At 56.5% G+C, this 22,621-nt stretch carries 26 protein-coding genes and 1 tRNA gene; 21 read left to right on the top strand and 6 right to left on the bottom strand.

The window, feature by feature from the left end:
• Positions 1–12 precede the first annotated feature (12 nt).
• Together RB602_RS15070 and RB602_RS15065 are read left to right on the top strand one after the other, a co-directional pair.
• Positions 13–879: a hypothetical protein gene (locus RB602_RS15070; RefSeq protein WP_317081758.1), complete on the top strand. Its 867-nt coding sequence runs from the start codon at positions 13–15 to the stop codon at positions 877–879.
• Positions 880–1,052: 173 nt separating this feature from the next.
• On the top strand, positions 1,053–1,784 hold the full coding sequence (locus RB602_RS15065) for a DUF7847 domain-containing protein (protein ID WP_317081756.1): 732 nt from the start codon (positions 1,053–1,055) through the stop codon (positions 1,782–1,784).
• Between the two features lie 3 nt (positions 1,785–1,787).
• On the opposite strand, the gene RB602_RS15060 is transcribed toward RB602_RS15065, so the two are convergent.
• The 3 genes from RB602_RS15060 to RB602_RS15050 all read right to left on the bottom strand — a co-directional run bounded on the left by RB602_RS15060 (position 1,788) and on the right by RB602_RS15050 (position 3,843).
• Complete coding sequence (locus RB602_RS15060; RefSeq protein WP_317081755.1) at positions 1,788–2,378, bottom strand: GNAT family N-acetyltransferase; 591 nt, start codon at positions 2,376–2,378, stop codon at positions 1,788–1,790.
• Between the two features lie 18 nt (positions 2,379–2,396).
• The gene (hemF, locus tag RB602_RS15055) at positions 2,397–3,251 is read right to left on the bottom strand and encodes an oxygen-dependent coproporphyrinogen oxidase (RefSeq protein WP_317081753.1); all 855 of its coding nucleotides are present in this window, start codon (positions 3,249–3,251) and stop codon (positions 2,397–2,399) included.
• 124 nt (positions 3,252–3,375) lie between these two features.
• On the bottom strand, positions 3,376–3,843 hold the full coding sequence (locus tag RB602_RS15050) for a tRNA (cytidine(34)-2'-O)-methyltransferase (RefSeq protein WP_317084588.1): 468 nt from the start codon (positions 3,841–3,843) through the stop codon (positions 3,376–3,378).
• A 268-nt stretch (positions 3,844–4,111) separates the two neighbouring features.
• On the opposite strand from RB602_RS15050, the gene petA reads away from it, so the two are divergent.
• The 6 genes from petA (at position 4,112) to RB602_RS15020 (ending at position 8,459) form a co-directional block, all read left to right on the top strand.
• Positions 4,112–4,684, top strand: a complete 573-nt coding sequence (gene petA / locus RB602_RS15045) for a ubiquinol-cytochrome c reductase iron-sulfur subunit (protein WP_317081751.1) — start codon at positions 4,112–4,114, stop codon at positions 4,682–4,684.
• Positions 4,685–4,694: 10 nt separating this feature from the next.
• Positions 4,695–6,011, top strand: coding sequence for a cytochrome b (locus tag RB602_RS15040; RefSeq protein WP_317081749.1), 1,317 nt, complete (start codon positions 4,695–4,697; stop codon positions 6,009–6,011).
• A gap of 15 nt (positions 6,012–6,026) precedes the next feature.
• Positions 6,027–6,872 (top strand): cytochrome c1, encoded by an 846-nt coding sequence (locus tag RB602_RS15035; RefSeq protein ID WP_317081747.1) that lies wholly within the window; start codon positions 6,027–6,029, stop codon positions 6,870–6,872.
• A gap of 607 nt (positions 6,873–7,479) precedes the next feature.
• Positions 7,480–7,782 carry a type II toxin-antitoxin system RelE/ParE family toxin gene (locus tag RB602_RS15030; RefSeq protein ID WP_317081745.1) on the top strand — a complete coding sequence of 101 codons (303 nt, stop codon included), beginning with the start codon at positions 7,480–7,482 and terminating at the stop codon, positions 7,780–7,782.
• 3 nt (positions 7,783–7,785) lie between these two features.
• Positions 7,786–8,082 (top strand): addiction module antidote protein, encoded by a 297-nt coding sequence (locus RB602_RS15025; protein ID WP_317081743.1) that lies wholly within the window; start codon positions 7,786–7,788, stop codon positions 8,080–8,082.
• Between the two features lie 74 nt (positions 8,083–8,156).
• Positions 8,157–8,459 carry a HigA family addiction module antitoxin gene (locus tag RB602_RS15020; RefSeq protein ID WP_317081740.1) on the top strand — a complete coding sequence of 101 codons (303 nt, stop codon included), beginning with the start codon at positions 8,157–8,159 and terminating at the stop codon, positions 8,457–8,459.
• Between the two features lie 95 nt (positions 8,460–8,554).
• Here RB602_RS15020 and RB602_RS15015 read toward each other — a convergent pair.
• Together RB602_RS15015 and RB602_RS15010 are read right to left on the bottom strand one after the other, a co-directional pair.
• A tRNA-Gly gene (locus tag RB602_RS15015) sits at positions 8,555–8,628 on the bottom strand.
• Between the two features lie 96 nt (positions 8,629–8,724).
• Positions 8,725–9,285 carry a DUF1993 domain-containing protein gene (locus RB602_RS15010; RefSeq protein WP_317081738.1) on the bottom strand — a complete coding sequence of 187 codons (561 nt, stop codon included), beginning with the start codon at positions 9,283–9,285 and terminating at the stop codon, positions 8,725–8,727.
• A 281-nt stretch (positions 9,286–9,566) separates the two neighbouring features.
• Between RB602_RS15010 and RB602_RS15005 the strand changes: the two genes are divergently transcribed.
• The 7 genes from RB602_RS15005 (at position 9,567) to RB602_RS14975 (ending at position 16,205) form a co-directional block, all read left to right on the top strand.
• A complete protein-coding gene (locus RB602_RS15005; RefSeq protein ID WP_317081736.1) occupies positions 9,567–10,184 on the top strand; it encodes an EF-hand domain-containing protein in 618 nt (205 codons plus the stop codon).
• Between the two features lie 105 nt (positions 10,185–10,289).
• The gene (locus tag RB602_RS15000) at positions 10,290–11,039 is read left to right on the top strand and encodes a response regulator (RefSeq protein WP_317081734.1); all 750 of its coding nucleotides are present in this window, start codon (positions 10,290–10,292) and stop codon (positions 11,037–11,039) included.
• On the top strand, positions 11,036–12,487 hold the full coding sequence (locus RB602_RS14995) for a sensor histidine kinase (RefSeq protein WP_317081733.1): 1,452 nt from the start codon (positions 11,036–11,038) through the stop codon (positions 12,485–12,487). Before RB602_RS15000 ends, RB602_RS14995 begins: the two co-directional genes overlap by 4 nt.
• Positions 12,488–12,646: 159 nt before the next feature.
• Positions 12,647–13,018: a BlaI/MecI/CopY family transcriptional regulator gene (locus RB602_RS14990; RefSeq protein ID WP_317081730.1), complete on the top strand. Its 372-nt coding sequence runs from the start codon at positions 12,647–12,649 to the stop codon at positions 13,016–13,018.
• On the top strand, positions 13,015–14,682 hold the full coding sequence (locus RB602_RS14985) for a M56 family metallopeptidase (protein ID WP_317081728.1): 1,668 nt from the start codon (positions 13,015–13,017) through the stop codon (positions 14,680–14,682). The genes RB602_RS14990 and RB602_RS14985 overlap by 4 nt, the downstream gene beginning before the upstream one ends.
• 153 nt (positions 14,683–14,835) lie before the next feature.
• Positions 14,836–15,723 carry an MBL fold metallo-hydrolase gene (locus RB602_RS14980; protein ID WP_317081726.1) on the top strand — a complete coding sequence of 296 codons (888 nt, stop codon included), beginning with the start codon at positions 14,836–14,838 and terminating at the stop codon, positions 15,721–15,723.
• A gap of 29 nt (positions 15,724–15,752) precedes the next feature.
• The gene (locus tag RB602_RS14975) at positions 15,753–16,205 is read left to right on the top strand and encodes a hypothetical protein (protein WP_317081725.1); all 453 of its coding nucleotides are present in this window, start codon (positions 15,753–15,755) and stop codon (positions 16,203–16,205) included.
• A gap of 2 nt (positions 16,206–16,207) precedes the next feature.
• Here RB602_RS14975 and RB602_RS14970 read toward each other — a convergent pair whose 3' ends face one another.
• Positions 16,208–17,824, bottom strand: coding sequence for a class I adenylate-forming enzyme family protein (locus RB602_RS14970; RefSeq protein WP_317081723.1), 1,617 nt, complete (start codon positions 17,822–17,824; stop codon positions 16,208–16,210).
• A 244-nt stretch (positions 17,825–18,068) separates the two neighbouring features.
• Here RB602_RS14970 and nadA point away from each other — a divergent pair, with 244 nt between their 5' ends.
• The 6 genes from nadA to RB602_RS14940 all read left to right on the top strand — a co-directional run bounded on the left by nadA (position 18,069) and on the right by RB602_RS14940 (position 22,560).
• Entirely contained in the window at positions 18,069–19,079 is a 1,011-nt protein-coding gene (gene nadA / locus RB602_RS14965) for a quinolinate synthase NadA (RefSeq protein WP_317081721.1), read from the top strand.
• Between the two features lie 29 nt (positions 19,080–19,108).
• On the top strand, positions 19,109–19,504 hold the full coding sequence (locus RB602_RS14960) for a hypothetical protein (RefSeq protein ID WP_317081719.1): 396 nt from the start codon (positions 19,109–19,111) through the stop codon (positions 19,502–19,504).
• A gap of 138 nt (positions 19,505–19,642) precedes the next feature.
• Positions 19,643–20,419 carry a serine hydrolase gene (locus RB602_RS14955; RefSeq protein WP_317081717.1) on the top strand — a complete coding sequence of 259 codons (777 nt, stop codon included), beginning with the start codon at positions 19,643–19,645 and terminating at the stop codon, positions 20,417–20,419.
• A 22-nt stretch (positions 20,420–20,441) separates the two neighbouring features.
• Positions 20,442–20,807 carry a serine hydrolase gene (locus tag RB602_RS14950; RefSeq protein WP_317081716.1) on the top strand — a complete coding sequence of 122 codons (366 nt, stop codon included), beginning with the start codon at positions 20,442–20,444 and terminating at the stop codon, positions 20,805–20,807.
• Positions 20,808–20,847: 40 nt separating this feature from the next.
• On the top strand, positions 20,848–21,714 hold the full coding sequence (nadC, locus tag RB602_RS14945; RefSeq protein ID WP_317081714.1) for a carboxylating nicotinate-nucleotide diphosphorylase: 867 nt from the start codon (positions 20,848–20,850) through the stop codon (positions 21,712–21,714).
• Between the two features lie 75 nt (positions 21,715–21,789).
• Positions 21,790–22,560: a ribonuclease T2 family protein gene (locus tag RB602_RS14940; RefSeq protein WP_317081712.1), complete on the top strand. Its 771-nt coding sequence runs from the start codon at positions 21,790–21,792 to the stop codon at positions 22,558–22,560.
• Positions 22,561–22,621: the final 61 nt, after the last annotated feature.

Below are 22,621 nucleotides of genomic sequence, written 5' to 3'. Positions count from 1 at the left end.
GGGAAAATCGCTATGCAGCGCTTTGACATAGGTTGCGCCTTTTCATTGACATGGGAGATTGGGAAAGAGTCTTTCCTCAATTGCCTGGGACATGTCGTGATGGCGGGTGTCGGATTTATTGCCATCATCACGGTGTTTTCGTTCGTCTTTTTCGGCGGCTGGTCGGTTTTGTCGGTGATGGGCAGTCAGCCAGCCGGGCTTTTCAACGATGCCACCAGCGTTTTGGGTGTGATATTGTTCGTGCTGGTGGCATTTTTGCCATTCATTGCGGCGCAAATGAGTATCTTCCGGTCGACGTCGACGTTTGAGTCTATCGAGTTTCCCCAAGCCTTTCTGTATGGCTATGGTGCTTCAATACCCGTGGCCGTTGCCGTTTTCGCGATCTACCTGCTTTTTGCTCTACCTTTGGGCGTGTTATTTACCCTGTTCGGTCTTGCTGCCTATGCTGGTGATCTTGACAGCCTCAGCACCGCAGGCGGTTTGATGATCGGCTTTGTTTTCGTGATTTTCCTGCTCTTCTTATTCCCTTTGGCGCTGTTCGTTGTTTCGCGCCTGGGTCTTGCCGGACCGATCATGGCGGCGCGAGGCTCGTATAATCCATTTAGTGCCATGGCGGAATCCTGGCGTCAAACGCAAGGCATGACGCTTATTCTCATGCTGTATAACTTTATCGCCAATCTTCTGGTTTCCGCCATTTACTATGCCGTGTCTTTATTGGGCACGATCATGGATGTCGTTGGCGGTGGACTCTTCTCGCTGATATTAACGCTGCCTGCCTATATCTGCTACTTCATCGGGACCACTCTGATACCAGTGGGGATTTTCAGAACCCTGAATGCGGATCGCGACAGCCAGGAACTGGAAGAGACTTTTGGCTAACCCAAGCCGAGGCTTTGCGGACCAAATTGTAAATTCTCTAATCAGTGCATGGACAGGTTGCCTGGTCTGACGCATGGGCGGATCGCGTCGCGGAAGGGAACATATGCGATGTGTTCGCTAGACCGCCGACCGTCGCAACGGCAGTATCTCATGAGTGTTTAAGGGGAAGTGCAATGGGAAAGACATTCGACCTGGGTAAAGGGTTTAACGATGCGATCGCATTGTTGACCGAGCATATGCAAACGATATTGGTAGCCCTCGGTTTGTTTACGATATTGCCCGCCATGTTGATGCATTTTTTCATTGGATCGACAGAATTGAACGTTAATCCTCTTGCAGCATTCTCGGGGTTCAATGGTATCTGGGTGTTGGTCTCGGTTTTGCTCGGAATGCTGGGCTCGCTGACCATATTTACAGCCTTTCTGACACAGACCAAGACAGATTTGGGCGCCACAATCAGTGCCGCAGCGGCAATGTTTTTGCCTTATCTTCTGACTAATATCATTATGTGGATCGGCATTGGGCTTGGTCTCGTTCTCTTAGTCATTCCTGGCATCTTCCTGATGGTCAAGCTGGTATGTGCCAGCCCTATCGTGGCAGCGGAGAAGGAAAAAAATCCGATTGAGGCTCTAAAGCGCTCATGGGAGATGACCGAAGGCAATGGCATGATTATTTTCGCTTTCCTTCTCATTATCGGAGTAGGCATCATCGTAATTAGCTGGATTAGCAATTTGATTACGCTTGGCATGATTTTGAACGGCGGCGTTGTTGCAATGATCGGCGCACTGCTGGCCGCTATCGTTTCGGCGATTACCTCGGCGATTAGTCTCGCTGCTATCGCTGCGATTTATCGCCAGCTTGCTGAGGGTGTTGACTCAGCAGAACTGCAGGAAACCTTCGGCTAAGTTCTATTCAATAATCGGCACCTGCGGCGCGGCGTCGCGTGGCAGATGGCCGGTCAGGCGGTGGTCGGGCATGGTTGCCATCTCCCGCTTGAAAGGCACAAAGCCATGCTTGCAGTAAAAGCCGAGCGCTGCCGGGTGGTCTAGCGTGCAGGTGTGTAGCCACACCCGCTTCACATCATCGCGCCACGCGCGTTTCAGCGCTTCGCCTATCAGCCATGCGCCATGGCCTTTACTGCTATGGTCTGGTGTGAGGCCGAGATAGACGATCTCGCATTCACCGGGCACGCGAAAGTCGAGTTCTACCATACCGCAAGTGCTGTTATCCGGGGTTCTTACTGCATAGCGCGCTATCCCCGCATCATTGAGCACAGCTTGCAATGCGTCATCGGACAGCAGCAATCGGCCAATCCAAAGCCATTGCGTGCCGATTTCTCGGAACAGCTTGAGATAACTGTCGCATGATGCGTCTTGCCAGTTTTCTAGCTGCAGAATCGAATCAGGGGCTGGCTTCGGTTCTGGTGGCGACAGCATTTCCAAATGGGTGACAATTGTGGCGACATGGCCTCGCGGCACGGGGATTGTGGGTTCGGTCACGGCTGGTTGTGCTTGAGCCTATTCCCAGATCGCCAGCGGCGGCAGGCTCATCAATATCGCATCGATATTGCCACCGGTCTTCAGGCCGAAAATTGTGCCGCGGTCATAGACCAGGTTAAACTCGGCATAGCGACCGCGATAGATGAGCTGGGCGTTGCGGTCGTCCATGTCGAATTCGCTGTCCATCCGCCGCCGCACCAGTCTGGGGAAGATATCGAGAAAGGCGCGCCCTACATCCTGGGTAAAGGCGAAGTTACGCTCGAAACTGTTCTCGCCATCACATTCGAGATGGTCATAGAAAATGCCGCCGACACCGCGATGCACCTTGCGGTGCGGGATGTAGAAATAGTCATCGGCCCATTTCTTGTATTCGGGATAATATTTCGGGTCGTGCGCGTCGCATGCTTGCTGCATTCGGGCATGGAAATCGGCGGTGTCATCCTCTTTGGGTAGCGCCGGGTTCAAGTCCGCGCCGCCGCCAAACCATGCTTTTTGCGTCACCAGAAAACGGGTGTTCATATGCACATTGGGGACATGCGGATTGGCCATATGCGCGACCAGCGAAATGCCGGTGGCGAAGAAGCGCGGATCATCGCCCGCGCCATGGATCTGCTTGGCAAAGTCCTCACTGAACGTGCCCTCGACCATCGAGACATTGACCCCGGCCTTCTCAAACACCCTGCCTTTGATCAGGCCGCTGCGCCCACCGCCGCCGGGTGTGCCATCGCCATCTTTGCGGTCCCATTCATTGTAGGTGAAGCGGGCATCGCTTCCGGCCTCGCGCTCAATCGCCTCAAATTCGGCGCAGATATCGTCGCGCAGGCTTTTGAACCATGTGTTTGCGCGTGTCTTCTGCTCGCTCCAGTCGGTCATATATCTATCCGCTCCCTGTTGTTATTGCATGCTGTCTGGCACGCTGCTCGGCATCGGGCAACCCGGTTAGGGTTTCTTGAGGCGGCACTGTGGCCGGGCGGATGGATAAGCGCCTTGATATGGATCAAGCCACTGTGCTGAAGCGCGTTTGCCTGAGCGCTTCCCCCAGGGCCATGGCGCTGGCGGTGGCGACATTGAGCGATCGGGCTCCGGGTGCCATCGGGATGGCGACAGCATTGTCACAAGCCTGCCGCACCATATCGGGCAGGCCCGCACTTTCTGACCCTGCCAGCAGCACATCGCCGGGCCGGAAGCGGAAATCATAGAGGTTGGTCTCTGCCGGGTTGTCAAAAGCAATGATCCGGCGCGCAGTTTCGCCCGACCGCATCGCCTTTGTAAAGCAGTCCCAGTCGGCGTGCCGAACCGTCTCCGCCTGACCGCCATAATCCATCGCTGCCCGTTTCAACTGGCGGTCGCCCAAAGGGAATCCGCATGGCTCGATAATATGCAGCGGCACCGCCATACAGGCGGCCAGCCGCATCATGGTGCCGACATTGCCGGCAATATCGGGCTGGAACAGCGCCAGAGCTATCGTCGCATCGACGGTGGTTTCCATGGCTAAGTCACTCCAAAATATAGAAATATTGGCAATATAGAGAGGCTATCAAAAGGTAGGTGCAAAAAGGCAGTTGGCAAGAGCGTCGATTTACGGCTAAGAGGCGCGCCAATGGCGATGGAGAGGGCCTGATATCAAAGTCCTTTTGCAGGTTGTGTTTCGGCCTTGGCGGCAGGAACCTTTTTCTTAATCGATCATTTAATCAGATATACCTCTGAACATACAAACGCATAGGTCGAATTGCATGGCAGAACAGCAAGTAATGGACGCAGGCTCGGCAGAGGGCCATGAAGAAGAAGGCGTCCGTCGCCGCGATTTCATTCATATTGCCGCGGTCAGCTTTGGTGGCGTTGGCGCCGCCGCAGTGGTCTATCCGCTGGTAACCCAGATGGCCCCGTCCGCTGACGTTTTGGCGGAAGCATCGGTCGAGGTTGATGTGTCTTCCATCACCCCGGGTCAGACGATCAAGACCGTATGGCGTAAACAGCCGGTGTTTATCAGCAATCTGACGCCGGAAGAAATTGCCAGCGTCAAGGCGGTTGATGTGGCATCGCTGCGCGATCCGCAAACGCTGGAAGAGCGCACACTGCCCGGCAAGGAAAACTGGCTGGTCAGCAAAGCGGTCTGCACCCATCTTGGCTGTGTGCCGCTCGGTGCTGCCGCTGGTGAGGTCAAAGGTGAATTTGACGGCTATTTCTGCCCCTGCCACGGCTCGCACTATGATGCCGCTGGCCGTATTCGCAAAGGCCCGGCGCCGACCAATCTGGAAGTGCCGGAATTTTCCTTCCTTTCTGACACAGTAATCAAAATCGGTTGAGGCAAGAGATATGAGCTTCCCTTGGGCAAAAAAATATGAGCCGACCAATCCGTTCATGCAGTGGCTGGACCAGCGCCTGCCTGTGCCGCGTCTGGTCTATGATTCTCTAGGTGCCGGTTATCCGACGCCGCGCAATCTCAACTATTTCTGGAACTTTGGTTCGCTTGCCGGCATTGCGCTGGTGCTGCAAATCGTAACCGGCATCGTTCTGGCGATGCACTATGCCGCCAACACACAGGTCGCCTTTGGCTCGGTCGAGCATATTATGCGCGATGTGAATTATGGCTGGCTGTTCCGCTACGCCCACGCCAATGGCGCGAGCTTCTTCTTTATCGTCGTCTATATTCACATCTTCCGCGGGCTGTATTTCAGCTCGTATAAAGCACCGCGTGAGATGATCTGGCTCTTGGGCCTGGTGATCTTCCTGCTGATGATGGCGACGGCGTTTATGGGCTATGTGCTTCCCTGGGGCCAGATGAGCTTCTGGGGGGCCAAGGTGATTACCGGGCTTTTCTCGGCGATCCCACTGGTTGGTGAGACGCTTCAGACCTGGCTTTTGGGTGGTTTTGCCCCGGATAATGCCGCGCTGAACCGCTTCTTCTCGCTGCACTATCTGCTGCCATTTGTGATTGCCGGTGTGGTTATCCTGCACATCTGGGCGCTGCACATTCCGGGGTCTTCCAACCCCACCGGTGTAGAAGTGAAGTCGGAAGTCGATACCGTTCCCTTCCATCCCTATTACACCGCGAAGGACGGCTTTGGTCTGGGCATATTCCTGATCATCTTTACGCTGGTGGTTACGCTCGCGCCAAATGCTCTGGGTCACCCGGATAACTATATCGAAGCCAACCCGCTTTCGACCCCGGCGCATATCGTCCCTGAATGGTATTTCCTGCCCTTCTATGCGATCCTGCGTGCCTTCACCGTGGACTTCCTGTTCATTCCGGCGAAGCTGATGGGTGTTTTGGCGATGTTCGCATCGATCCTGCTGTTGTTCTTCCTGCCATGGCTCGACAAGTCGCCGGTACGCTCGGGCAATTATCGTCCGCTATTCCGCATTTTCTTCGTGCTTCTGCTGGTTGACGTGGTGATCCTCACCATCTGCGGTGGTGCACCTGCTGAGGAGCCTTGGGTGATGATCAGTCAGGTCGCATCGGCCTATTATTTCGCCCACTTCCTGTTGATCCTGCCGATTGTCTCGTCCATCGAGAAGCCGAAGCCACTGCCGAACTCGATCACCGAGGCGGTATTGGGCAAGAGCGCTGATGATGGCGCATCTGCCGGAACCACCGGTTCAGCCACTCCTGGCCTACAGCCTGCTGAATAAGGAAAAGAGTCTAACATGATCCGCGCAATCGCTACACTTGTTGGCGTCTTCTTTGTTGGCGTCCTGGTTTATTCCTTCGGCACCGGTCTGGTCACCTATTTGTCAGAGCCGCATGAAGAGACGGCCGAGCATGTCTTTCACAAGCATCCGGAGCATTATGATTTTGCTTCTGACGGCATGATGGGCAAATTCGATACCGCACAGCTGCAACGCGGCTTCAAGGTGTACAAGGAGGTTTGCTCCGCCTGTCACTCAATGAAGTATCTGAGCTTCCGCAATTTCGCCGACCTTGGCTATAATGAGGACCAGATCAAAGCCATCGCTGCCGACTGGGCGATCCAGCAGCCAACTGTTGATCCGGAAACTGGCGAGGCGACAACGCGTCCGAATATCCCGTCCGATCCGCTGCCTTCGCCCTTCCCGAATGAAGTGGCGGCGCGTGCGGCCAATGGCAATGCCTTGCCGCCTGATCTCTCGCTGATCACCAAGGCTCGTCATGATGGCGGCAATTATGTCCGCTCTCTGCTGCTGGGCTATCAGGATCCACCGGCGGAACTGGCTGAGCAATTCCCTGATGCCATGCCCGGTCCGGGTCTTAACTATAACCCCTATTTTGCCAATCTGAACCTCGCCATGGCGGCGCCGATCGCGATTGATGATCAGGTCACCTATGACGATGGTACCAAGGCAACCAAGGAACAAATGGCCACAGACGTTGCCGCCTTCCTGATCTGGGCCGCCGAGCCCAAGCTGGTTGAGCGTCGTCAGACCGGCCTTGCTGTGCTGATCTTCCTGCTTATTGCGACAGGTTTGGCCTATATGTCCTATCGCAGCATCTGGGCTGACAAGAAGAAGCACTGATCGCTACTTCGGACATAACCAAAGACTAGTAAGGCGGGAGAGCGATGCTCTTCCGCCTTTTTAGCGCGTTGCGAATGGCCGACTTTTGTGCGTGAGCAGGCGGGAATAGGTGACCACCGCAATAGACTTCTCGAAGCGCTTTGCCACTTGGCTTATTCGTCATTTTGGCGCTGCTTGCGCGCATTTTATGTCTCGGCCCTAGATCAATTTGAACTCAATAAGATCATCGGGTTCACATTCCAGTCTTGCGTCGAATCTGCTGTGACTGGATTGCAAGACAACCTCTATTGAGTCACTCGCGTGTAAGTCGCTCAGCATTTCTTGATAGTTTGCGCTGTTTTGTATCGCCAGCGAACCGTGAAGAAAAAAATTGTCGATTGCGATGTTTGTAACCTCGCCGATAATCTTCTCATTCCAGATAATCGTGTATCGTATATCGCTCACTTAACGCTCTTTATGATTCGTAAAATTCTGATCTGAATTATACCCCCAAATGTTCGCGCTTAGGAATATCGCACATTGGCGAACGGATACGAATATTTGCGAGTTATCTGGCGCGGCAAGCATATCCGGCTGACTGTCGTGTTTAATTGACAGCCATTTTGGTATGTCGTATATATACGACATGGAGAATGAGATAGAGTCAACTTCAGAATTTGATAGTTGGCTTAGCGCACTGGAGGAAGCTGACGCCGTTGCTGCCGCGAAGGTTATTGGCCGGATTAACCGGATGAAGCTCAATAACTTCGGAGACTGTAAACTTCTTGATGACGGTCTGTGGGAGGCCCGAATTGATTATGGGCCGGGCTATAGGCTGTATTACCGCAGGACCGGCAGGACAGTTTACCTCATGCTGGACGGTGGCACAAAGCGGACACAGAAACGCGATATAAAGCGATTGAAAGGATAGACGATGGATAGCAAGCCCTTTGACGCTGCAAAGCATATCACCAAAGCAGACACAGCTATCGCGCTGCTACAGGATGCGGTTGAGTCTCAGGATCCCCGCCTGATCGCCATGGCCCTTGGCGACATTGCTCGATCCAATGGCATGTCTGACCTTGCCAGAAAGACAGGCATTAACCGCCAAGCGCTGTATCACGCCTTTGGTGAGGAGGGTAACCCAACCCTCTCAACTCTCCTTGCCACCCTCAATGCCTTGGGGCTTAAACTGGAACTAAAGTCTGTCCAGGAGCTGGCGGACGTATAGGCGGGCTTATGGCGCTCAGGTGGCAGGACAGACGAGACCACCATCGCCGACCTCAACATCGAGAACTATCATTAATGGCTGTTACCATTCATCCCTCGATCCGCGTCCACCCGGGCCCTTGGCTCAAGCGCACCTATGTTGAGCCCTACAAGATGACCATAGCGGATGTTGCCAAGCACTTGGATGTGACTCGCGCCAATATGAGCAGGCTGCTCAATGGCAAGGCTAGCCTGACCCCGGAAATGGCGCGCCGTTTTGAGGATGCCTTTGGCGTGAAGGCGGCGACCTTGCTGCGTATTCAGGCAGACTATGACCTTGGTCAGCTTGAGCTATCGGGCAAACCGACCGGAGTAGCGCGCATTCCCGAGCCAGTATGATAGGCTATCGGCTTGGCCAGAGAATTGGCAGGTAATTGCTGGATGACAAGCTGAGTGACCATTCCAAAAAGAACAGCTTGTGCATTAGGAAAAACTGGAGCGGGTAGCGGGAATCGAACCCGCATAACTAGCTTGGAAGGCTAGGGCTTTACCACTAAGCTATACCCGCTCAGCCGAGGCGCTATTGCCAGCATGTGTGCGCCTCGTCAATATTTTTGGTTATGCGCGCCAGGGTCGAGCACGCCCGTGGCTTGGGGCTTTCCCGTCAGGCGGCAGGCTGTTCTGCCGGTGCGCGGAAATAGCGCAGCATATGGCCGACAAAGTCCATCTTGCCGAGTTCGACACCGAGATGACGCATAATCGCATAGGCGGTGGTGGCGTGGAAATAGATTTGCGGCAGCGCCCAATCGCGCGCATATTGGGCGCGGGTCAGGTCGAACACCATGCCATTGGGGATGGTCAACTCGACCATCGCGTCTTCGTCCCCTGCAAAATCATCCTCTGTCAGATCACCCAGCAGTGTCAGCGTCTCGGCAACCAGTTGCTTCAGCGCATCAAAAGCGACGATATCCTCGGGGATCGCCGGCATATCCTTGCCGGTGAGCTTGGCAGCCGAATCGCGTGCCTGCCCACAGACAAAGCGCACCTGGGAAGAAAGCGGCAACATATCCTCTGACAGGCGGGTGTCCATCAGCTCGTCATTGCTCTTGCCAGCGGTTTTGGCCCATTCGCTTGCCTTGTCGAGCTGCGCCGACAGGCCGTTCAGCAATTGGGTAAAGGTAGGCACGGTAAGAGCATAGAGCGACATGGATGTTCCTTTCTGCATGGGGGTGTTTTGCTTATGTCAGTGTTGGGAGGTACAATAGGGCAGGTTTGGCAAGGCTGCCAAGCCAATATACGCTGTTTTGCAGCGCAGCCTGTCGCTCAAATGAACATGGCTGTCAGGCTGATACATTGTGCGACAAAAAGGCTGTGATGCTGACAAATGTCTGCGACAATGGCAGCCCATAACCAAGGTCAAGGAGCCGCAGTGACTATACCCTCATCTGTTCCCCTGGCTGCGGCTCCCCCCTTTTTTGAAACGCTGGATTAGCGAGGTAAACCGATATGAAGAAGACGATAGCAATTTCCGCATCTGTAGCGATGGCGCTAGCGGCCGGTGTCGCTCTTGCACAACCCGGACCCGGTGGCGACCGTATGGCCCGCGCAGACAGCAATGGCGACGGTGTTGTCACCCGCGACGAAATGACCGCACAACTGCAAGAGCGCTTTGCGCGTATGGACGCCAATGGCGATGGCCAGATCGACCCGAGCGATCGCGAAGCCAAGAAAGGCGAGCGTTTTGCCAAGATGGACGCCAATGGCGACGGTCAGGTCTCGCTTGATGAGATGAAGGCAGCGCAGGCCGAGCGTATCGAAAAGCGCTTCTCTCGCCTTGATACCGACAATAGCGGCACTTTGACCGAAGAAGAATTGGCCACAGCGCGTGAAGGCCGTCGTGGCCGACGCGGTGCTGAAGGCAGGGGTCGCGGTGATCGCGCACAAGCAATGCTCCGCCGCGCCGATAGCGATGGCGATGGTGCCGTCAGCTTTGCCGAGATGGAAGCACAGGCGCTGCGTCGCTTTGACCGCGTTGACACCAATGGCGATGGCCAGATCACCGAAGACGAGCGCGCCGCGGCACGCGAAAACTTCCAGCGTCGTCGCGGTGGTCGGGGCGGATAACCCCCTGCGCACAGTTTCTCCCAGGTTTAAGGCAGCTTGTCGTCAAGGCAGTGCTGCCTTAGGCTTATCTGTCTTTTGGCCATGCTTCTATCATTCCATTCGCATATGACCGACCCAAATCCCGATGCCCATAAGCCGCATATCCTGCTCGTCGATGATGATCAGGATTTGCGCGAATCTGTCGCGGACTATCTTTCCGGGCATGATTTCCGCGTCACAGCAGCAGCCCATGCCGGTGAGGCGCGGACGTTGCTGCGCACCGCGCTCTATGATCTGGCGCTGCTTGATGTGATGATGCCGGGCGAGGATGGCCTGAGCCTATGCCGCCATTTGGCGGACAAAGGCGATATGCCGGTGATTATGTTGACCGCGCGCGGTGAGGCCACCGACCGGATCATCGGGCTAGAAATTGGTGCCGATGACTATGTTACCAAGCCGTTTGACCCGCGCGAGCTGGTGGCGCGTATCCGCACGGTGTTGCGCCGGGTCGAGCGCGCCGGGCGCTATGCCCAGGAAGAACGCATTGCCGGGTTCAGCTTTGATGGCTGGGTGCTCGACAGTGTCAAACGCTCTTTGACCGATCCTGAAGGTGCATTGGTGCCGTTATCATCGGCGGAGTATAAAATGCTCGACGTGTTTGTCCGTCACCCGCGTCAGGTGCTCAATCGTGACCAGCTGCTTGACATGGTGCAGGGCCGCGAGGCGCATCTGTTTGACCGTGCGGTGGACAATCAGGTCAGCCGATTGCGCAAGAAAATTGAAGCGGATAGCCGCGACCCGCAACTGATCCAGACGGTGCGCGGCGGCGGCTATATGCTGGCAGCGAATGTCACCACCATGGGCGAGCACGGGTGAGCGAGGCGAGCGCCGAGCAACGGCGCTTCAGGCTATGGCCACGCAGCCTGATTGGCCAGGTGTGTGCGGCGGTGGCGATTGCGCTGCTGGCTGCACAGCTGTTTAACGCGGTGCTGCTCTATCGCGGCCAGCAGGTGCAGCGCGATGTGCAGCTGGTCAATGCGCTCGGTGTGCGGATTGTCACCACCACAGAGCGGCTCAATGAAGCGCGAGAGCGACGGGCAGTGCGTATGCGACGGCGTGGCTTTACCGAAGAAGAAATCGCTGATGAAAATGAACAATTCCCGCGTTTTCGCCGCCGCGCTTTCCGGCGCGGTATCACGCTGGAGGACAATCCACCCGATATTGCGGAAATGGAGCTGCAGCCGACATTGACCAAAAGGCTGTCCGATTTGCTCGATGGCTATGAGATCGCGCATGCCAAGCTTGCCGTCTATTATGATGATCGCCCCAGGCTGCCACCCGCGGATGCTATCGCGCCACCAATGCTTTCGGATACGGGTCGGGTGATGGCGGTGTTGCAGCGCCCCGATGGCCAATGGCTTGCCACCCGCGTACCGGCACCGCCCAGTATTTGGCGCATAACTGGCTGGCTGATCGTTCAGACGCTGCTGCTCTATATTGTTTTGCTAGCAACGATCATATTTGTGGCGCGGCGGATCACCCGACCCTTGGCACAGCTTACCGAGGGCGTGCGGGATTTTGGGGACACCCAGCGGCATGAGCCGATCGCGCCCTCTGGCCCCGATGATGTTGCCGGCCTCACCGAAGCGTTTAACCGCATGAGCAGCCGCATTGGCGCGATGCTGGATGAAAAGGACGTGATGCTGGGTGCTATTGGACATGATCTCAAGACACCTTTGGCCGCCCTTCGGGTGCGGGTGGAGTCAGTTCAGGATGAGAAATTGCGCACCCGCATGGTCGCCAGTATCGATGACCTTAACCGCTCGCTGGAGGATATGCTGGCACTCGCCCGCATTGGCCATGACGTGCAGCCGCCGCAACCGGTCAATATCGCGGCTTTGCTTGATACCATCGCTGATGAATTTTCCGATCTCGGCAAAGACGTCGAGTTGGTGAATGTCTCGCGATTGGTGGCACCAGTGCATATTACCTGGATGCGCCGTGCGGTGCGCAATCTGGTGAGCAATGCGGTGCGCTATGGTGAAAGGGCGAGAGTGTATCTGCACCTTGAAGGCAAAGAGGCGATTATCCGCATTGACGATGATGGCCCGGGCATTCCCGAGGAAGAATTGCCGCATATCTTCAATGCCTTCTACCGGCTTGAAAAGTCACGCAATACAGTCACTGGCGGCACCGGCCTGGGGCTGACATTGGCGCGTGCGATCGCCGAGCAGCATAAAGGGGCGTTGACCCTCAACAATCGCATTGATCAAAGTGGAGTAATTATCGGCCTCAGCGCAGAACTGCGCTTTTCGGTTTCCTAGAAATCGGCTTAACCCGCGCTTTGGTGTCGTTCGCCGAAAACTCCATGCCGTTCATCCAGCTTTAATGTTTACAGCCGTAGTCGATTGAGCTTACAGTTGTAAACATCATGCGCGAGTCGTGTTCTTGTAGACTCCGCGTGAGAGCTGGGGAGAAAAGATATGGCCGTAGAACGCATCAGTGATGCAGAGTTTGAGGTGATGGATTGCCTGTGGGACCAGTCGCCGTTGACCGCATCCGAAATCTCTGAACGCGTGCCTGCCGACCGCAAATGGTCGTTGCAGACGGTCAAAACCCTGCTTTCGCGCCTCGTCAACAAGGGCGCGATCACCCATGAAGTCGATGGCCGCCGTTACCTTTATCGTCCGCTGCTTGAGCGTCAGGATTATGTTGCCGGTGAATCGAGCCGCTTCGTCGACCGCCTCTTCTCCGGTCGTGCGGGTCCATTGTTTGCGCATCTTGCCGAACGTGAAGCATTTTCCGAAGAGGACATTGCCGAAATTGAGCGTCTCCTGAAGGAGATGAAAAAATGAGCAATCTCTCGCTAGCGCAAATCTTCTCTACTGAGACCTGGCTGCTTTGGAGCGGTGATACAATGATTGCGACGGCATTGCTGATCGCTGTGGTTTTGCTTATCCGCCGACCGGTCGCCCATTTTTTCGGCGCGCAGCTCAGCTATTTGCTGTGGCTTCTGCCGCTGGCGCGACTGTTTCTGCCAGCGTTTAGCCAGACCATCGAAGTTGATGCGCCGCTTGCTAATGTCAAAGAGTCAATTGCGGCCAAAGTGGCAGAAGGTGCTGGTGCACCCGCAGCAGTTGTTGCCGATGCACCACCAGCGCATGATGCCATGGCGCCCTGGTTGAGCGATTTTGGTATCTGGCCGTTGTTGATTACTGTCTGGCTGGGCGGTGCGGCGTTGTTCCTGATCGTGCAACTGGCGATTTATCTGCAGCATCGCCGCGAGATACTGGCTGACGCGCGCGAACTGAACCGGATTGACGATATCCGCATTGTCGAGGTTGCAGACATAGAAGGCCCGTTTGCTTTCGGTGTATTGCGCCGCTTTATCGCGGTGCCGCTGGATTTTGCCACCCGCTATACCGATGCGGAGCAGCGTCTTGCGTTACGCCATGAGCTGTCACACCACAAAGCGCGTGACCTTTGGGCCAATTTTGCCGCGCTGCTGCTGCTGGCATTGCACTGGTTCAATCCGCTGGCATGGCTGGCATATCGCTATTTTCGTTTCGACCAGGAAGCCGCCTGTGATGCGCGCGTATTGGCGCGCGCCGATGATCAGGAAAGGGCGCAATACAGCCGCCTGATCGCCAAGGCAGCCACCGGTCGCACATTGGCTTTGGGGAGCCCGTTAACACCAAGAGGGAAGTTGAAAGAAAGGCTTATCCTGATGAACCAGCAACCCAAATCACGCGCGCGTCGTGCCCTTGGCTCGGCCGCGATGATTGGCGGCACCGCCACCGCCTTGGCCCTGACCGCGACGGTTAGCTATGCCTATGTGGTCAAACCGGTTGAGAAAGTAGACCTTGAACCATCAGAGGTTACGGAAATAGCCGATGTTCGTTCTGTTGAGGTTACGCCCGAGCCGCCTGAGGCGCCTACGGTGGAAGTCTCTGATGAAGATGTGGTCATTGACTCGGATGGAACAAGAGTGATTGTCATTGAGACACTGGATCAAGACGACGACGTAGAGGTTGATCTTGATCAAGAAGTGAGTCGTGAAGTGCGTGTTTTCCATAGTGATGCCGGGGAAACTGAGCGAGTCATTCGCGTTCGCACCGATCCCAAGACAAGGATTGCAATCAGCGAAGCCAAGGCAGAAGCATTGCGTGCACGCGCTGAAGCACATGCCAGAGCAGAAGAGGCTCGGGTCCTTGCCCTTGAGTCTATTGAGGGCATGAATGTCGAGCTGATGATTCCGCAGCTGAGCTTTCGCAAGGATTGCTCGCGCGGAGCGGATACCGAGAAGGTCGTTACCGATACGTCTAACGGCCGGACGATGCTGATGGTGCGCATGTGTGATCGTGAGCATCTTGCTGAAGCCCGTTCAAGCGCCCTTGAAGGGCTGCGTGAAGCACGTGATGATATTGCAAGCGAAACGGATATCCCGGAGAAGTTACGCAAGAAGCTGATGCGCACCTTTGATGAGCAGATTGCACGGCTGGAAGCAGAGCGCAGTTAAGCGCAACACAGGTCCCGCCATCGGTAGCCGCATGTACCGGTGGCGGCACGGCCAATTGGGGGGAGGGCAGGCAGCGCATCCCTTGGATCACTCAAAGCGCTGTCTGTTCTTTGGTCGCTTTTCTTTTGCCCGCTGCCATGGCACATATAGTCTATGAGCCTATCAGCCCTACCTGAAGAACCCTTTCCCACCGGTATATCCGAGCAGCTGGAGCCCTTGGTGGCGCGGGTGTTAGCGGGTAATCCCTCGCCCTTCACCTTTACCGGCACCCAGACCTATCTGGTCGGCAATGCCAGCGATCGCGCGGTGATCGATCCAGGCCCTGCCGAGCCCGATCATATCGATGCGATTATCGCCGCTGCCGGAGGGGCGACGATCGTCGCCATCTGTTGCACCCATACCCATCGTGACCATTCGCCTGCTGGGGCACCTTTGGCCGAGGCAACCGGTGCCCCGATTATCGGCTGTGCGCCGCTGGTGCTCAATGATGATGGTCCGCGCGCGGATGAGGCCTTTGATACCAGCTATGCGCCCGACCGGGTGCTGGTCGATGGCGAGCGTCTGTCTGGCGATGGCTGGACTTTGGAAGCGGTGGCAACGCCGGGCCATACCAGCAACCATCTTTGCTATTCGGTGGTGGAGAGCGGCGCGCTGTTCACCGGTGATCATGTCATGGGCTGGTCAACCAGCGTAATCTCGCCGCCCGATGGCGATATGGCGGCCTATATGGCGTCGATGCAAAAGGTGCATGATCGCGACGACAAGGTCTATTATCCGGCGCATGGCCCGCAAATCGACAAGCCTCGCCAGCTTGTGCGCGGCATGATGGGCCACCGCAAACAGCGCGAGAAACAGATTTTGAAGCAGCTCGACAATGGCCCCAAGGCGATCAAGGCGATGGTGCCGGAAATGTATAAGGGGCTAGACCCGCGGCTATTCGGTGCGGCGGGTCGCTCGGTGCTGGCCCATCTTATTGATCTGCAAAATCGCGGGGTGGTGGCCGAAAATGAAGATATATGGTCCAAGGTTGCTGCTGATTAATGCTTGGGTTTTCTTTTGCATTTTTATTCATGATGCAGGATTCACTTCTCCAGGTGCCTCTGCCTGAAGAAAAGTCTGGTGATCCTCATGTTCTCTCACCTGCGGACATAGGGAATTTCGCCATGTGTCATGGTGCGGTAGATGGTCTGGTCGCCAATATAGAGACGACCATCGCTGGTGCTGTGGATACGGTGCCGGATGCTGTGAGCGAAACGCAGGCCAAATTGGGCAGACTTGCATGGCTTTTTGACGTTCTTACCCGAAAAGCTATTATGGAAGATTCCGGCTATTGGTCAGTTCAGTCAACGACCGACAATTATATCGAGGCAGAAAGGGCGCATCGCTATCGACCGCAGTCTGTCACAACCATCACTGCCTATGTCAGAGATAGCCTGGACAAGCTGGATGAACCCTGCGAAGAGATGGTCGAGCGGGTAACCATGCGGTATTTTCCCGACGGCTATCCGCGCCAGATTGATTGATATCAGGCACTTCGCCCTTCATAGTCCCCGCGCACAAAAGCCTCGCTGAGCGCAAATTTCTGGATCTTGCCCGAGCCGGTTAACGGCCACTCCTCAACCCATATCCAATGCGTCGGGGTTTTCTGTGGCGATAGACGTTCGCGGATAAAGGCCTTGAGCTCACTGGCGCTGGGCTTCTCCCCCTCCGCCGCGCGCATGAAACAGGCGACAATCTCGCCCCATTTGTCATCTGGCACACCGGCGACCGCGACCTCCGCCACCATCGGATGCTCGAGCATCGCCGCTTCAATCTCCGCCGGGAACAAATTTTCGCCGCCGCGGATGATCATCTCCTTCACCCGCCCAGTAATCTTGCAATAGCCACGGTCGTCCATAGTGCCGAGGTCGCCGCTATGCAGCCAGCCATCCGCATCAATCGCCGCAGCCGTGGCCTCGGGATTGTCATTATAGCCCTGCATTACATTATAGCCGCGGACACAGATTTCGCCTTGCGCGCCAATCGGGCAGACTGAGTTATTATTGGTGTCGCGGATCGACACTTCCATATGGGGCAGCGGTTGCCCAATTGTCTGGGTCAGATCGGTCTCGCTGTCATCCGGCCAAGTGTGGGTTACGCCCGGCGAAGCCTCGGTCTGACCATAGATGATAAGGGTCGGCGCACCGAAAATCTCTTGCCCACCACGCACCAGCTCCGGCGCGACCAAAGCACCGCCGCTTACTGTTCGGCGGATGGAGGAGCAGTCCGCGCCTGTGGCCCGTGCTGTTTCGATCAGGGCTATCAACATGGTTGGTACGCCGCCCATTATATCTAGCTTTTCGCGCTCAATGGCGGTCACAATAGCGGCTGGATTAAAGCTGGACGCCAATACCAGCGTCGCCCCGGTCGTCAGACAACCCAGAACGGCGATCGCGCTGCCCGAGGTATGAAATAGCGGTAGGGGACATAGATATCCGTCTGCCTGTTTGACGCCGATGCGTTGAAATACGTCATAATTGCTTTGCAACAGGCCCTGCTGGTACAGCAGCACTCCCTTGGGGAAGCCCGTGGTCCCCGATGTATATTGTATCTGCGCAATGAAAGAGGGTTCTGTTTCGCGCAGTTCACCATTTTCATGTCCGTGGAGCAATTGCGTATCATCGGTGATATCGATTTGGTGCCTTATGGCAGACAGACCTTCACAGCTTTCATCAACGATCGGCTTTAACTCTGCGCCGCGCACGACGGGCGCATAATAGATGGCTTCGGCGCCCGATTGCTCAAGCACAAACCGCACCTCTCGCGCCGTGAAAGACGGATTAACCGTGACCAGCGTTATGCCCGCAAAGGCCGCGCCATATTCCATCAGCACCCATTCGGGACAATTGCCGGCGAATATCGCAATCCGCGCGGCTTTTGCATGACGCGATGCCAGAGCGCGACCCAGCTTTTCGGCATCCTGCAGCAGTTGTGCATAGGTCCATTCGCGCCCGATACTGCCATCGGGCAGCAACTCGCGCATGGCTTTGATATCCGGGATATTCTGCGCCTGCTCGCGCAGCATCTCTGCGATGGTAATCTCGCGATAAGGGGTGTCGGTCTGCGCAGGGAAATAGGATTCGCTAAGGGCGACTTGATACATAAGGGCATTCTCCCGCTGCCGACCCTTTTGGCGGGCCAGTCGATTCGTTGCTTTGCGACTATTTACTATAGCGATCTCGCCACAAATTGCAGGCGGAGCGCCGTCTCGCCGCCTCGCCTTGGGCGGACCCAAGGCATTCTTGCTCGAAAATCGCGCAAGAATCGCTATATCAACTGCAACAACACCGCTCTTGGCTGCCGTTTAAGAGCGCTACACGACCCATATTGATAGGAAAACCCCGCCTATGACCGCCATCAATCGTGAGAGCCTTGCCGGCCTTGATCTCAAAGCCGAAATTGATCGTCTGCGCAAAGAGCGTAACGCCATCATCCTGGCGCATTATTATCAGAAGCCGGAGATTCAGGACCTTGCCGATTTTGTCGGGGACTCGCTCGAACTGTCGCGCAAGGCAGCGGAGACCGATGCCGATGTCATCGCCTTTTGCGGCGTGCGTTTCATGGCTGAGACCGCGAAAATCTTGTCACCCGAAAAGATTGTGGTGCTGCCCGATATGGACGCCGGCTGCAGCCTTGAAGACAGCTGCCCGCCGGACAAATTCCGCGAATTCCGCCAGCAGCATCCCGACCATATTGCGCTGACCTATATCAACTGCTCGACCGAGGTGAAGGCGCTGTCCGACGTGATCGTCACCTCTTCCAGCGCCGAAACCATATTGCAGCAGATACCCGAAGATCAGCCGATCATCTTCGGCCCCGACAAGCATTTGGGCGGCTATCTGGCGCGCAAGTTCAACCGCGATATGCTGTTATGGCCGGGCGTGTGCATTGTGCATGAGAAGTTCAGCGAGACCGAGTTGGTCAAGCTCAAGGCCGAGCACCCTGACGCACCGATTGCGGCGCACCCTGAATGCCCATCCTATATCATCGACCATGCCGATATGGTCGGCTCGACCAGCGCGATCCTGAAATTCGCCAAAGAGACCGATGCTGACACGGTAATCATCGCCACCGAGCCGCATATCATCCACCAGATGGAAAAGGCGGTGCCGGAAAAAACCTTTATCGGCGCACCCGGCGCGGACGGCAACTGCAACTGCAATATCTGCCCCTATATGGCGCTCAACACACTGGAGAAACTCTATCTCGCGCTCCGCGACCTCGAACCGCGCATCGAGATTGAAGAAGAACTGCGTCTGGAAGCGAAGAAGTCGCTCGACCGGATGATGGAAATGTCCGCCGGTTCAATAGGGCAGGGCGATCTCGGGCCGAAGGATCTGGCGCATAAGGTGGGGTAAGGTGAGACTTCAAATATAAGGGGTTCACAATGCAGTTTAGCGAAGCATTCTCGTCAATGGGCTATAATTTGGAAAATAAGCGTCAAGACTGGTCTGCCGAGAAGGATAAAGGCGTTTGCATTAGTTTGTGGTCGAAAGAAACGGACTGGAAAACTCTTACAATGGACAGCAGGCTGCATGCTGGAGACAATCAAATATGGAAAGACAAGCCAGGCAATAAAAAGCGTATTGTTCACGCTCGCCGTGCGCTCGACGAGTTCGATGGATGGATAGACGTCGTTAAAATCGATGGTGAGCCAGGAGTATCTTACGGGACTGCATCACCTTGGATTCCCGAGGAACGTAAGGGCTATCGTTGGCGGGTGACCGATATTGATGAGCACACAGGCCATATAAGGATGCAGGCGCAGAAACCGGACTCTTAGTAATGAACTAGAACTCCGCGTTGACCTTCGGTTGCCATTGCCTTTGCCTTGCGGGGGTGACGGGTTCACTATTACTCTACCTTGATGACATTGGTTAACCCGTTTCCCACCCTCGTACATATGGCGTAATATACGCCCATGCCCCCACGCCGCCGACCCAAGCGTAGACGTTATCTCTGGCTGTTTCTGCCGCTGCTGCTGATCGCGCTGCCCTTTGGCCTGTATGGCTGGCTGCAAAGTGATAGCGGGCAGGCGGCGGTGCGGACGGTGAATACGCTGGCCGCTGCCGATGGTATGGGCAATCGGTCGCTGATGGAGGAGGGCGCGGAGCAGGTGCAGCAAGGCCCGCCTGCGCCGCGGCGGCTGGCGACGTTGATTGCCGCGCTGGGGTCCGATTTTGATGGCGATGTCGGCATTGCGGTACGCTCGGTGGAAAAGGGCTGGGTCGCGGCGCATAAGGCGGAGCGGCTTTATCCGCAGCAGAGCGTCAGCAAGCTATGGGTGGCGATGACGCTGCTTGATCGGGTGGATGCTGGTGATATCAGCCTCGATGATCCGGTGACGCTGACACAGGCTGATCTCACCATTTTCCACCAACCCGTTCGCAAGCGCATAGGCTCGGGCAGCTATACCACCGATATTGCCGATCTGCTCAGCCTGGCGATGACCCGTAGCGATAACACCGCCAATGATGCCCTGTTTCGGCGCGTCGGTGGACAGTCGGGCGTGCAGGCGTTTCTGGCCGAGCAGGATATTCAGGGCGTGCGGATCAGTCCTGGGGAAAAACTGCTACAAATGGCGATTGCCGGGATGGAATGGGATAATCGCTATTCCACCGGACGCACCTTCTGGCGGGAGCGCGACCGGGCTGTCCAAACGCAAGCGCGCGCGTTCACTCGGCGCTTATCTGTCTGATCCGATGGATGGCGCTACGCCTATGGCGATTACCGATGCATTGGCAAGGCTGCAACGCGGCGAATTATTGTCCGAGCCCTCCAGTGCCTATCTGATCGACCTGATGACCCAATCCAAGACCGGGCCCAAGCGCCTGCGCGGCGGACTGGCGGGCGAGGAGGCCATTGGCTGGATATTGCCGCACAAGACCGGAACCGGGCAGGATTTTGAGAAGCTGTCCACCGGCTATAATGATGTCGGCCTGCTGATATCCCCCAAAGGCCAGCATTATGCGCTGGCGGTGATGATCGGCGCGACCAACCGCCCGGTGGCCGAACGGCAGGAACTGATGCAGGCGGTGACGCGTGCTGTCGTGCAATGCGAGGCCGAGGGCTGGCCGGGCTGCTGAATGCTCGACAAGCCATAGCGCCAATGGCAAAAGGCGCGCCATGACCTTTACCCTTGATCGCTTCGACCTCGACCATTTCGTCCGCGCCACTCTGGAAGAGGATATGGGCGGCCCGCTAACCGGCCCGGATCGTGGCCGCGATGTTACCAGCGAGAGCGTGATTCCTGCCGATGCGCTGTTCAGCGGGGTTATGGATGCGCGGCATGATTGTGTTGTGGCCGGTCTACCGCTGGCCGAAGCGTTCTTCCGTGCGCTCGATCCCGATGTCGCGATTGAGGTGCTGGTGGAAGAAGGCGCATCGGTTTCGGCGGGTAGCGATCTGATGCGCCTCAAAGGCAAAGGCCGGGCGATGCTGACCGCCGAACGCAGTGCGCTCAATACGGTGCAGCATCTCACCGGCATCGCCACCATGACGCGCCGCTATGTCGACCGGATTGCGGGTACCGGCGCTACCTTGCTCGATACGCGCAAGACCATTCCGGGGCTGCGCGTTCTGGAGAAATACGCTACCCGCATGGGCGGTGCCGAGAACCATCGCATGGGGCTGTGGGACGCGGCGATGATCAAGGATAACCATGTCGCGGTTGCTGGCGATGTTGGCGAAGCCGTGCGCCGCGCGCGCGATGCCGGGGTGGAGCGGATTATCTGCGAGGTGGACCGGGTCGATCAGATCGAACCGGCCATAGCCGCAGGTGCGACGCATCTCCTGCTCGACAATATGCCACCCGAAGTGCTGCGCGGCGCGGTGACGCTGATCGGCGGGCGGGTTGTCACTGAGGCCTCGGGCGGTGTGACGCTCGAGACTATCTGCGATATCGCCGAGACAGGTGTGCAATATATCTCTGTCGGTCGGCTGACACAGTCTGCCCCGGCAGCAGATATCGGGCTGGATTTTGCGCGTGTTTAAAAGAAGTTTCGTCACCCTGAACTTGTTTCAGGGTCTCAAGCCGCAACCCCCAACCTATCGTGCCTGGTGCCCGAGATGCTGAAACAAGTTCAGCATGACGAGTTGGGGGTTGGTTGCGCCTTGATTGCTCTTATTCTGCTCCTTTTCCCTGTCGCCGCTCAAGCCCAATCCTATCAATGCCGCATTGACGGCGCGTTGCCGACCTCACCGCGGATCAGCCGACCGGCGGATCAACCGGTGCGCGTCCGCCCGATTGATGGCTTTGTGCTGGCGCTGAGCTGGTCGCCGGAATATTGCAAGGGGCGTGAAGATGACAGCCGCGCGGCGACGCAATGTGGTGCGCTCGACAATCGGGATCGTGAGCATCGGCGGATTGGCGATTTCGGTTTTGTGCTGCACGGGCTGTGGCCGGAAACGCGTGGTTCCGACTATCCGCAATGGTGCGCGCCGGTGCGGCCTTTGGCTCCGGCTATTGTCCGCCGCAATCTGTGCATGATGCCTTCGGCGCGGCTGATCAACCGGCAATGGGCGAAACATGGCCGCTGCCTCACCGATAATCCCGGGACCTATTTCCGCATTTCGCGGGTGCTGTTCGATGCGGTACGCTTTCCCGATATGGACCGGCTGTCGCGCGAGCGTGATCTTACGATCGGCGCATTTCGCAAAGCCTTTGCCGCCGCCAATGACGGGCTCAACGCTGATATGATCCGGCTGTCGGTCAATAGTCGCGGCTGGCTGCGCGAGGTGCGGCTGTGTCTGGCCCGCAATTATCGCCCACGTGCCTGCCCAGCGCATTTGCAGCGGAATAAGGATAGTCGGCGGCTGAATATCTGGCGCGGGTATTGAGGCAGGCCTCTCTCCGAAGGAGAGCATTATAGTCTCACGCGGAGGCGCGGAGCCGCGGAGA

This window comes from Parasphingorhabdus sp. SCSIO 66989 (assembly GCF_032852305.1).
Lineage (GTDB): Bacteria > Pseudomonadota > Alphaproteobacteria > Sphingomonadales > Sphingomonadaceae > Alterisphingorhabdus > Alterisphingorhabdus coralli.
The sequence above is the reverse complement of the archived record's forward strand: the minus strand, read 5'-3'. Positions and strand labels throughout refer to the sequence as shown.